The sequence below is a fragment of the Cupriavidus sp. GW821-FHT02F09 genome (genome assembly GCF_059421605.1).
On the sequence record NZ_JBWKVH010000016.1, the window covers coordinates 136368 to 147160 of the forward strand.

The following is a 10793-nucleotide window of genomic DNA, read 5'->3' on the forward strand; positions in this document are numbered from 1 at the left end:
GGGCGGTGCTCGACCCGGCCGAGCACGCCGATCGCCTGCCGGCTACCCGCATTCACGCCGCGGCCGGGTAATCGGTGTAGCCTCCGGCACCGCCGCCGAAGAATGACGTGGCATCTGGCGCGTTCAGGGGCAGGCCGCCGCGCAGCCGGGCGGGCAGATCGGGATTGGCGATGAACGGGCGGCCGAAGGCGATGATGTCGGCGCGGCCGCTGGCGAGCGCGTGTTCGGCGCTGTCGCGGCCGTAGCCGCCCGCCAGCATCAGCACGCCGCGGTAGGCCGCGCGCAGTTGCCGGATGATCGCGTCCCAGCGGGGATCGGCGTGCTCCTCCTTGACGGTGCCGACCATGGCCGGCTCCACCAAGTGCAGGTAGGCCAGGCCCCGGGTGTCGAGCTGGCGCACGATATAGCCGAAGGTCTCTTCAGGCGATGCATCTCCCATGCCCATGAAGCGCCCCATGGGCGTCAGCCGCACGGCAACGCGCGCGGGCCCCACCTCCGCCGCGATCGCGTCCACCACCTCCAGCAGCAGCCGTGCCCTGTTCTCGATGCTGCCACCGTAGGCGTCGTCGCGCTGGTTGCTGTTGGAGTTGATGAACTGGTCGAGCAGGTAGCCGTTGCCGGCGTGGATCTCCACGCCGTCCATGCCGGCAGCCATGGCGTTGCGCGCGGCGTGCCGGTAGTCGGACACGATATCGTGGATGCCGTCCAGGGTCAGCGCCTGTGGCACAGGCACGTCGCCCCAGGCGCCGTTGCCCTGCGCGTCGATAATGAAGGTCTTGCCGGGGACGGGCAGGGCGCTGGGCGCCACTGGCAGCGCGCCGCCGGGCTGGAATACCGGGTGCGAGACGCGGCCGACGTGCCACAGTTGCATGAAGATGATGCCGCCTTGCCCATGCACGGCGTCGCTGACCGCCTGCCATCCCTGGATTTGCGCCTCGCTATGGATGCCCGGTGTCCAGGCGTAGCCCTGCCCCTGCTGCGAGATCTGCGTGGCTTCGGTGACGATCAGCGCCGCGCCGGCACGCTGCCGGTAGTACTCGACATTCATGCCGGTGGGCACGTTGCCGGGCTGGCCGGCACGCGAGCGCGTCAGCGGCGCCATGGCAACGCGATGCGCCAGGGTATGGTTGCCGAGGCGAACGGGGGTGAAGAGATGGTGGGTCACGATGGTTCTCCGTCAGGTGCGATGGGTCGGTCGGCGGCAGCAGGCTTGCCTTTGCGCCGCGCTGGCTGTCTCGAAAAGAGATGACCTGAAGGTTAGGTGCTAACCCGTCGTCGGAGAATCGGGCCACCGCGCAACGTTGCGTTGCGCTGGCGGCAAGGGGAAAGGAGAAAGCGGCAAGGGAAAGCGGAAGGGCGCGTCAGGCGCCCGCTTCGTTCCGGCCGGTCGGCCCGGGAATCCGCGAGAGAAAGTCGAGGAAGGCGGCGATGCGCCGCGAGCCGCGCTGGTTGGGCAGGTAGAGCGCGGTGATGGCCGAACTGGCGCGGTTGGGGTTGACGGTCCAGTCTTCCAGGAGTGCGGTCAGCCGCCCGCTCTGGATATCGTCGTCGACCAGCCAGTCGGGCAGCAGCGCGATGCCGCCGTCGGCCAGCGCCAGTTCGCGTAGCACTTCGGCGTTGTTGCTCTTGAAGGTGCCCGGAACGGGCACCTGGACTTCCTCGGTGCCGCGCAGCAAGGTCCACATCTGCTGGCCCGCGCCGTACGTGAAGCGCAGGCACGCGTGCCCGGCGAGCTCCGCCGGCGCGGTGGGGATGCCGCGCTGCTGCAGATAGCCAGGACTTGCCACCACCCTGCGCCGGAACGTGCCGATCTGACGCGCCACCACTTCATCGAGCGACGCGGCGCTGCCCAGGCGGATGGATAGATCGATGCGTTCGCCAAGCAGGTCGACAATCTCGTCGGTCAGCGTGACTTCCAGTTCCAGCTTTGGATACTGCGCGATCAGGCTGCCGAGGAACGGCGCGATGCAGCGGCGCCCGAACGCCACCGGCAGCGACACGCGAAGCTGGCCCACCGGCGTATCGCCACGGTCGGCGATCAGCGCATCGGCTTCCGCCACCGCGTCGAGGATCTTGCGCGCCCGCTGGTAGTAGGCCGCGCCGGCCTCGGACACCGTTACCTGCCGTGTCGACCGGTTCAGCAGCACGGTGCCCAGCTCCTCCTCCAGGCTGTCCATCATGCGGGTCACCGATGACGTGGCCAGGTTGACCCGCCGCGCGGCGGACGAGAACCCCTTGGCGTCGACGGTCTCGACGAACAGCTTCAATGCCAGCAGCTTGTCCATAGGTAAGACTCCAGCGGTAATGGTGTCGTCTATCCCTGCGGGGGATCAGTTGCCGGGCTTGTCGGGCGCACGCAGGGAACGCATGACGGCAGGCGCGCCGTGGAGAAACATGTCTACCTTGCGGCGGATCACGGCGTTGATGTCCGCGGGCACCTTGAGGCCATAGACCCATTTGCGCACGCCGAGATAGAAGATGGCCGCGTGCAGGCCCCAGATCATCTCGACCTCGGCCTCCAGCTCGGCCGCATTGCGCGGCTCCGGGATGCCGTACGCGGCGCGCACTTCGGCCAGCACGGGCAGGAAGACCTTGCTGCGCAGCTTGTTGAGGTACTTGTTGTTGATGCCTTCGCGCGTGAGGCCGGCAAAGATGAAGACCCGGATCCATTCCTCGCGCAGGATCACGGACGCATAGTCGAGGTAGAACGCATACAGCCGTTCGGTCAGCGGCGTAGCGCGATCGGCGATCTGGCGTTCCCAGTCGGGCCGCCATTGGAACACTTCGCTGTAGACCCGGTCGATCAGCGCCTCCTTGCTGGAGAAGTAGCGGTACAGCAAGGGCTGGGTGACGCCAATCTGCTTGGCGAGATCGCGCGTGCTGCCGGAGAATCCGTTGCGCGTGAAGTGCTCGATGGCCTTCTGCACGATCTGCTGCTCCCGCTCTTCGGGGAGCAGCCGTTTTGCGGTCTTGGCCGGGGCAGGGGTCTGCGTCGGCGTTGTGTCTCGTTTCATTCGTTCACCTGTGACAGGCACGTCCCGTGCGGAGCGTTTGCGGCATTGTACCAATCGGGTGATAAATTGTGAGGCGCGGGCGTGCTGCCGGCAGTGGGGCCGGCAGCACAGGACACGGGACCTACTGCGGCTTGATCAGCCCAAGCTCGCAATCGACCAGCTGATTGTTGAAGGCGCCGCGTTCGCGCGCACCGCGCGCGGACCGGTCGGTGACCGAGAACACGTAAATGCCGGCAAAGGCCACCAGCATGGAGAACAGCGCCGGATACTCGTAGGGGTAGATGGCGCTCGCATGGCCAAGCACCTGCACCCATACGGTCGGGCTCAGCACCGTCAGCACCACCGCGGTTAGCAAGCCGAGAGAGCCGCCCACCACAGCGCCCCGCGTGGTCAGTCCGCGCCAGTAGATCGACAGCAGCAGCACCGGGAAATTCGAGCTGGCGGCGATCGAAAAGGTCAGGCTGACGATAAAGGCAATGGTTTGCTTCTCGAACAGGATGCCAAGCAGGATGGACAGTACGCCCAGCACCAGCGTGGTCATCCGGGAGACGCGCATCTCCTCCTTGTCGGTGGCGTTGCCCTGGCGCAGAACCTTGGCATAGAGGTCGTGCGAGATGGCGGAGGAACCCGCCAGCGTCAGCCCCGCCACCACGGCCAGGATGGTCGAGAACGCTACCGCGCAGATGAAGCCGAGGAAGAGGTTGCCGCCGACGGCATGGGCCAGGTGCACGGCCACCATGTTGACGCCGCCGATCACCGCGCCAGCGGGCGTGTGGTAGGCCGGATCGCTGGCCACCAGCGCGATGGTGCCGAAGCCGATGATGATGATCAGCGCGTAGCCGATGCCGACGATGCCGGTGGCGTACAGGATGCTCTTGCGTGCCGCCTTGACGTCGCCGACGGTGAAGAAGCGCATCAGGATATGCGGCAGGCCGGCGGTGCCGAAGATCAGTGCCAGGCCGAGCGATACCGCCGAGACGGGATCGGAGACCAGACCGCCCGGGCGCATGATGGCCGCATGCTTGCCGTGGGCCTCGATGGCCTGCCCGAACAGCGCATTCAGGCTGAAGCCGAAGCGGCTCATGACCATGAATGCCATGAAGGCGGCGCCGGCCAGCAGCAGCACTGCCTTGATGATCTGGATCCAGGTGGTGGCCAGCATGCCGCCGAAGAACACATAGACCACCATCAGCACGCCGACCAGCACCACCGCCGCCGTGTAGCTGAAGCCGAACAGCAGCTCCACCAGCTTGCCGGCCCCCACCATCTGCGACACCAGGTACAGCAGCACGATGACGATGGAACTGGACGCGGAGAACGCGCGGATGGGGCGCTGCTGCAGGCGGTATGAGACCACGTCCGCTAGCGTGAAGCGGCCCAGGTTGCGCAGTGGCTCGGCGATCAGGAACAGGATGATCGGCCAGCTGGCGAGAAAGCCGATGGAGTAGATCAGGCCGTCGTAGCCGCTGGTGAAGACCAGCGCGGAGATGCCCAGCAGGGAGGCCGCCGACATGTAGTCGCCGGCAATGGCCCAGCCGTTCTGCAGGGCGGTGATCTTGCCGCCGGCTGCATAGTGGTCGGCCACGCTGTGGTTGCTCCTGGCCGCCCAGCGCGTGACCACGAGCGTGGCGGCGACGAACATCAGGAACATGGCGATGGCGATGACGTTCATGCCCTGGCCCACCGAGCTCGACGCCGCAAAGGCTGGCAACGCGGTGAGTAACAGGGCAGCGCCGATGGCGCAGAGGTTGGCTTGCTTCATTCTGCTGCCCCTTGCTTGATTTCGCTGATCCGCTGGTCGTACACGGTGTTGGTGCGATGCACGTACACCGCAACCAGCAGGAAGGTCAGCGCGAACATGCCGAAGCCCACGGGAATGCCCACGCTCATGGGCTGGCCCAGGGTCAGCTGGCGGCCCAGCAGCGCGGGCCGGAAGGCGAGCGTGAGGATGTAGCCGAAGTACACCGCCAGCATGATGGCGGTCAGGGCCCACGCGAACCTGCGCCGCGCGCGCACCAGGGACTGGAATGCCGGATTGGCGAGCAGGGGATTCGGTGGGGGTGCAGCGGGCGCGGCGCTTTCGCGGGCGGCTGCGGCAAAGGTGGGGGCGGTGTGTTCCAAGGTTGTCTCCGTTGGGGGCGGTTGGTCTGGCGGGAGGGCGGCGGCGCGCTCAGAAGCGCGTCGATACCGCCGTCTCGCGCATCACGGCTTCCGGCGTGCGATAGCGCTCGGCCATCTGGCGGTCGGTCTCGTTCTTGAGCTGCGCCTGCATATAGGCGCCGAGGTGGCGCGCGTGCTGGACGATGGCCGCGCCCACCTGCACGCGCTCGTCGCTGTAGCTTTCCAGTGCGGCACTGACGCTGTCATGCGCTTGCAGGGCCTTGACCAGCGAGATGGCGTCGCCCGCGGCCTTGGTCACACCCATGCCGCAGTGCGGGCGCGCCACGAAGGCGGCGTCGCCGAGCAGCGCCACGCGGCCGAAGGCCATGCGCGGCACTTCAAGGTCGAAGATGGGCTGGAACAGCGGCTGCGCGGCCTTGGTCACGACCTCGCCGAACTGGGGCGCCAGGTTGGCCAGCGCGGCTTCCTCCATGCTGGCAAGCACGTCCGGGCGGATCAGCCCCGGCGGGATGCCGCCGGACCAGCGCTTGCCGCTGGCGTCGGTCAGCAGGTCGGGCAGGTCCACGTCTTCGCTGGTGGCGCGGTACCACACGAAGTTGTAGCGGCGCTCGCCAACCCGGGTGCTGTTGCCCTGGCCCGCCACCGGGTAGCCGAGGATCTGCTCGCGCGGCGGCAGGCAGAAGGCGAACTTCTCGAACAGCATGTCGCGCGTGGCTTCGCTCAGGCTCGTTTCGTCCACCAGGCCGCGCCAGGCGATGTAGCCAGCGTACTGGAGCCGGGACTCGGGCAACAGGCACTCGCGCAGCGCGGAGCGGAAACCGTCCGCGGCGATGACAAGATCGGCGTGATGGATCGAGCCGTCGTCCAGCATCACCACGGCGCGGCCGGGCTCGCTGCGCACCGACACCACATTGGCGCCCGTACGGTAGGTGCCCCCGGTGAAGGCGGAGCGCAGCACGTGGTACATCTTGCCCCATGCCGTCAACGTTTGCGGCAGCTCACGCTGCGACAGCACGCTGCCGTCCTGGCCCAGCGTCAGCCGGGACTTCACCTGCACGCCGATGGAATCGTCCACCTCGACCCCGGCGGCGGCCAGGGCCTCGAACAATTCCGGATGCGTGACGATGCCCGCGCCGCGTCCGGCAAGGGCTTCGGGAACGCGCTCGCATACCTCCACTTCCCACCCGGCGCGGGCGAGCAGGTTGGCCGCGAACAGTCCGCCCAGCGAGCCGCCCACGATGATGGCCTTCGGCCGTGTCGATAGGGTCGTCATGATCAGTCTCCTGCCACTTCGGGGTGGGGCGCGCGCGCGCCGTTGCCCGGGATTTCAAGGCCCGCCACCTCGGCGGCGGGGTAGTTCAGTTCGATGGTGACGCCGGAAGGGTCCTCGATGAACACCTGGTGCAGGCCCAGGCTGGGGACGGTGCGGTCGCGCCACGGGATGCCCTCGGCTGCCAGCTTCGCCCACATCTGCGCCACGCCGGTGGCCAGGAACGCAATGTGGTCGAGGGCGCCGGTGCCAGCCGCCGAGGGGGCGCGGTCGCCGAGGTAGGCGGACAGTCCGCCGGGGTTGCCAGGGTCGGCACCGATGATGTGGACTGTGCCGAAATCACCTTCGTCCCCGCCCATGTACAGCCAGGCGCCGGGGAAATCGAAGGGCGGGCGATAGCCTCGCCTGAATCCGAGAATGCGTTCGTAGAAGGCGCAGGATTGCTCGAGGTCCGTGGTGCGGATCGAGAAGTGTGCGAGTTTGCGGATGGTCATGGGTGCCTCTGCTATTGATCGATAGATTAGTGATCGTGTGATAAATTGTAGGTCGGCTGCGTGGAACGGCCAAGAGCAAAAAAGGGGAGTACTTACCCTGATCGGCGGAGTGCATGCCGGCTGCGCCACTTCTTCGCGGCGCAGCCCTGTGCCTTAGTGCAGTGCGATCCCCATGATGCGGTTGCCCATGCGAATGCCCCACTGGGTCATCTGCTCGCCTTGTGCGTGTTCACCCTGCTGCCAGCGCTGCAGCGCCTGGTCCGGGTCGGCCGTGCCGTCGAGCGCCTTGGCCAGCGCCACGGCATTGGCTGCGGCCTTGGCGGTGCTGCCGGCGGTATGGGGGCGGGGAATGAAGGCGGCATCGCCGGTCAGCAGCACGCGGCCGAACACCATGCGTGGCACCTGCAGGTCCTGGATGGCCTGGACGAAGATCTGATCGGTGTTATCGATCAGCGCGCGGAACGAGGGGTTGGCGCGCGCGGCCGCGGTCTGGCGAAACCAACGCTCTTGCTCAGCCGACAACATGCCCGGCGGGATCGAATGGCCGCGGCGTTTTCCGTCGCGATCGGTGAGCACGGCATCGAGCGCAGCGCCGGGCTCGGCCTTCAGGTACCAGAGCCAGTTGAAGCGGCGCCGTCCGGGCGCCGTGGCGCCGTCGGCGCCGGGCACCATGTACTGCAGCATCATCGAGTCGCGGTCTTGCTGGAACACGAAGTTCTCGTGCAGCAGCGGCCTGGCCGATTCGGGCAGAAGGCCCTCGTCGACCAGGCCACGCCAGACGACATAGCCGGCATAGGCGGGGGCGACGCCGGGCAGCACGATCCCGCGCACGGTAGAGCCGGCGCCGTCGGCACCGACCAGCAGCTCGCCGCACGCCTGGCGTCCATCGGCAAACGTGGCGCAAACGCCGTGCTCGTCCTGCGCGATAGCGGTGAGCGCGGCACCGCGATGATAGTGCGCCGCCGGGAAATGATCGAGCAGGGTGGAATACAGCGTGTTCCACGAGGTCTGTGTCTGCGGCATGCGCTGGCGGTGGAGCACGTGGCCGCCTTGGTCCAGGAACAGCCGGTCGTGCGAGCGCACACCCAGCGCGCCGTGCGCGGCGATGCCGGCGAACGAGAACGCCCGCAGCACCTCCGGCTGCAGGACAATGCCGCCGCCACGGCTGTCGAGGTCCGATGCCGAACGCTCGAACACGTCGACCTGCCAGCCCACGGCACGCAGCGCGGTGGCCGTGAACAGGCCGCCCAGCGAGCCGCCTATGACCAGGGCCTTGCGCGGGCCGACGGAGGATGCGTCATTGGTGTTCATGTGTGGCTCCAGAGTGCGAGTGGATGCGTTGCATCGTAGAAGCGCCCGGGTCCGCAGAGAATGCTTGGCGGGGGCAAAGCAGTTTTGCGTGGGCGGCAACGGGGTGGCGCACTCGCCGCGCGAACCCAGCGTTGCGCCGCCGGCAACGCAGGTTTGCGCCGGCATGCCATTCCGCTGATGCGGGCCGCCGTCTACGCTGGCTGCATCACTCACGCAAGGAGCCGTCATGAAACCCATCGACACCCAGATCACCTATGACTTCATTTGCCCGTGGTGCTGGATCGGTCATCGCAACCTGAAGGCCGCCATCGGGCGCATGTCGACCGAGGCCGCCCTCGCGATTTCCTATGTGCCCTACGAACTCAACCCGGACATGCCGGTGGAAGGCGCGGACCGCAAGGCCTACCGTAGCGCGAAATTTGGCAGCTGGGCTCGCTCGCAGTCCATGGACGCAGAGGTGACGACGATGGGCCGGCGCACCGGACTGGATTTCAACTATGACCTGATCACGGTCACGCCCAATACCCGGCTTGCGCACCGGCTGATGGCATTCGCCCAACAGAACGGCGACGCAGCCATGGCGGAGGCGTTGTTCGATGCCATCTTCGCTGCGTACTTCTCCCGCGGCGAGCACATCGGCCTGATCGATGTACTCGTGCCGCTGGCCGTATCGGCCGGCTTCGATGCGCAAGCTGTGCGTAATCACCTGTCTGGCACCGACGGCGAAGCGCAGATCGTGGCGGCGCAGGCGAAGGCGCTGCGCGAGGGGGTCCGCTCCGTGCCCACGATCCGGATCGGCAACGCCGTCATCGCTGGGGCGCAGCCGCCTTCGATCATGGAGAAGGCGTTGCAGGCGGGCGTGGCCGAGGCCATTTGATCGTGAACATGCAGCACGCGCACCGGGCGGCTGCCGCAGAGAATCTGGAGAACACAGACATGAACAAACAAGCGACGCTTCATTACGTCTACGACCCGTTTTGCGGATGGTGCTATGGGCTTGCGCCGCTCGTGTCGGCAGCCGACGAAGCCGGCCTGAGGGTGGTGCCGCACAGCGGCGGCATGCTGGCGGGAGAGCGGGCGCAGAACATGTCCGCCGAATGGCGCGATTTCGTTCGCCCTCACGAGGAGCGCATCACCGCGCTCAGCGGGCAGCCTTTCAGCGAGACGTACCAGCAGGGCACGCAGTTCGACTACGATGTCAGGCTGGATTCCGGCCCGCCCACCGCGGCGATGCTGGCCGCCGAAGCCGTCGCCGGAGCAGGGCTGAAGATGCTCAAACGCCTTCAGGTTGCGTACTACCGCGAAGGACGCCCGATCGCCGAGCGCAAGGAACTGATCCAGATTGCCGACGAACTGGGGCTCGATGCTGCGTCGTTCGCAAACGCCTACGACCAGGCGAGCGCGACGCTGCCGGACCATTTCGAGCAGACCCAGGCGTTACTCGAGGAGATCGGCGGCCGTGGCTACCCGGCGCTGGCCATCGAGCAGGACGGCAAGATCTCGAGACTGCGCCTGGGTCGGTATTTCGGGAAGCCGGAGTTGTTCAAGAAGGCAATGGGGGAGGCTTTGGCGCAATGAGTGCGTGCTTCGGCGCAATTCGGGCTGTTTGATTGACACCTTGCCCACGCGAATCACGCGGCGCTGCGCTGCGCTGTGCTGCAGGGCAGCCAGCCGGCGGATTAGAATGCTCGCACCGGCGCGCTCCACGCTGACCCGGCGCCATCCGGGCGCCGCAGCGCGCGCTTGATTGGCGACTTTCCGTATCCAGGCTTTCATCGTGACCATTCGCAGCTTCCAGGGCAAGGCCCCCCAACTCGGCGACCGCGCGTTCGTCGACCCCAGTGCCGTCGTGATCGGCGACGTAGAGATCGGCGCGGACAGCTCCGTCTGGCCGCTGGTGACCATTCGTGGCGACATGCACCGCATTCGCATCGGCGCGCGCACCAGCGTGCAGGACGGCAGCGTGCTGCACATCACGCATGCCGGGCCGTTCAATCCCGATGGCTTTGCGCTCACCATCGGCGACGACGTGACGATCGGCCACAAGGCGCTGCTGCATGGCTGCACGGTAGGCAGCCGCATCCTGATCGGCATGGGCACCATCGTGATGGACGGCGCGGTGATCGAGGATGAAGTGATCCTCGGCGCCGGCAGCCTGGTGCCTCCCGGCAAGGTGCTCAAGAGCGGGCATCTCTATGTCGGCAGCCCGGCGAAAGAGGCAAGGGCGCTGACGGAGAAGGAGCTTGGCTTCTTTCGCTATACGGCGGCCAATTACGTCAAGCTGAAGGACCAGCACGTGGCGGCATTGAAGGGCGGCTGACGGGTTGCCTGCCTGGTTCGCGGGGATATCCCGGCCGCTATTGTCCAGGATCGCCGCGACTTCCAGGTCGCAGCCCAGCGCCAGGCAAACGCCATTGCCTGTGAGGGCTTTGCCTTTACAATAGAAGATCACATTTCCGAGAAAAAAGAACAATGAACTTCTATGAAGGCAAGGTATCGGTGCGAACGATCTCTGCATTGCTGGTCATCGTTGGCGCGTCGCTCTGTGTAGCGCCGGCCAGTGCGCAGTCCACGAATATGGGC

11 protein-coding genes are annotated in these 10793 nt (G+C 66.7%); 3 read left to right on the forward strand and 8 right to left on the reverse strand.

Features of this window, described 5'->3' with window-relative positions; all coding sequences use genetic code 11:
* Nucleotides 1-52: 52 nt before the first annotated feature.
* The 8 genes from AC07XB_RS19630 to AC07XB_RS19665 all read right to left on the reverse strand — a co-directional run bounded on the left by AC07XB_RS19630 (nucleotide 53) and on the right by AC07XB_RS19665 (nucleotide 8210).
* A complete protein-coding gene (locus AC07XB_RS19630) occupies nucleotides 53-1165 on the reverse strand; it encodes an alkene reductase (protein WP_492372640.1) in 1113 nt (370 codons plus the stop codon).
* A 196-nt stretch (nucleotides 1166-1361) separates the two neighbouring features.
* The gene (locus AC07XB_RS19635; protein WP_492372639.1) at nucleotides 1362-2285 is read right to left on the reverse strand and encodes a LysR family transcriptional regulator; all 924 of its coding nucleotides are present in this window, start codon (nucleotides 2283-2285) and stop codon (nucleotides 1362-1364) included.
* 45 nt (nucleotides 2286-2330) lie between these two features.
* Entirely contained in the window at nucleotides 2331-3014 is a 684-nt protein-coding gene (locus AC07XB_RS19640; RefSeq protein WP_492372638.1) for a TetR/AcrR family transcriptional regulator, read from the reverse strand.
* A 121-nt stretch (nucleotides 3015-3135) separates the two neighbouring features.
* Nucleotides 3136-4776: a cation/acetate symporter ActP gene (gene actP, locus AC07XB_RS19645; RefSeq protein WP_492807742.1), complete on the reverse strand. Its 1641-nt coding sequence runs from the start codon at nucleotides 4774-4776 to the stop codon at nucleotides 3136-3138.
* Nucleotides 4773-5135, reverse strand: a complete 363-nt coding sequence (locus AC07XB_RS19650) for a DUF485 domain-containing protein (RefSeq protein ID WP_492829398.1) — start codon at nucleotides 5133-5135, stop codon at nucleotides 4773-4775. Before AC07XB_RS19650 ends, actP begins: the two co-directional genes overlap by 4 nt.
* Before the next feature lie 49 nt (nucleotides 5136-5184).
* Nucleotides 5185-6408, reverse strand: coding sequence for an FAD binding domain-containing protein (locus tag AC07XB_RS19655; RefSeq protein ID WP_492829396.1), 1224 nt, complete (start codon nucleotides 6406-6408; stop codon nucleotides 5185-5187).
* A gap of 2 nt (nucleotides 6409-6410) precedes the next feature.
* Nucleotides 6411-6899, reverse strand: coding sequence for a VOC family protein (locus AC07XB_RS19660; RefSeq protein ID WP_492372634.1), 489 nt, complete (start codon nucleotides 6897-6899; stop codon nucleotides 6411-6413).
* Nucleotides 6900-7052: 153 nt separating this feature from the next.
* Nucleotides 7053-8210 (reverse strand): FAD binding domain-containing protein, encoded by a 1158-nt coding sequence (locus AC07XB_RS19665; RefSeq protein WP_492372633.1) that lies wholly within the window; start codon nucleotides 8208-8210, stop codon nucleotides 7053-7055.
* A gap of 226 nt (nucleotides 8211-8436) precedes the next feature.
* On the opposite strand from AC07XB_RS19665, the gene AC07XB_RS19670 reads away from it, so the two are divergent.
* The 3 genes from AC07XB_RS19670 (at nucleotide 8437) to AC07XB_RS19680 (ending at nucleotide 10530) form a co-directional block, all read left to right on the forward strand.
* Entirely contained in the window at nucleotides 8437-9087 is a 651-nt protein-coding gene (locus AC07XB_RS19670; protein ID WP_492807739.1) for a DsbA family oxidoreductase, read from the forward strand.
* Between the two features lie 59 nt (nucleotides 9088-9146).
* Nucleotides 9147-9788 carry a DsbA family protein gene (locus AC07XB_RS19675; protein WP_492829394.1) on the forward strand — a complete coding sequence of 214 codons (642 nt, stop codon included), beginning with the start codon at nucleotides 9147-9149 and terminating at the stop codon, nucleotides 9786-9788.
* Nucleotides 9789-9987: 199 nt separating this feature from the next.
* On the forward strand, nucleotides 9988-10530 hold the full coding sequence (locus AC07XB_RS19680; protein ID WP_492372630.1) for a gamma carbonic anhydrase family protein: 543 nt from the start codon (nucleotides 9988-9990) through the stop codon (nucleotides 10528-10530).
* Nucleotides 10531-10793: the final 263 nt, after the last annotated feature.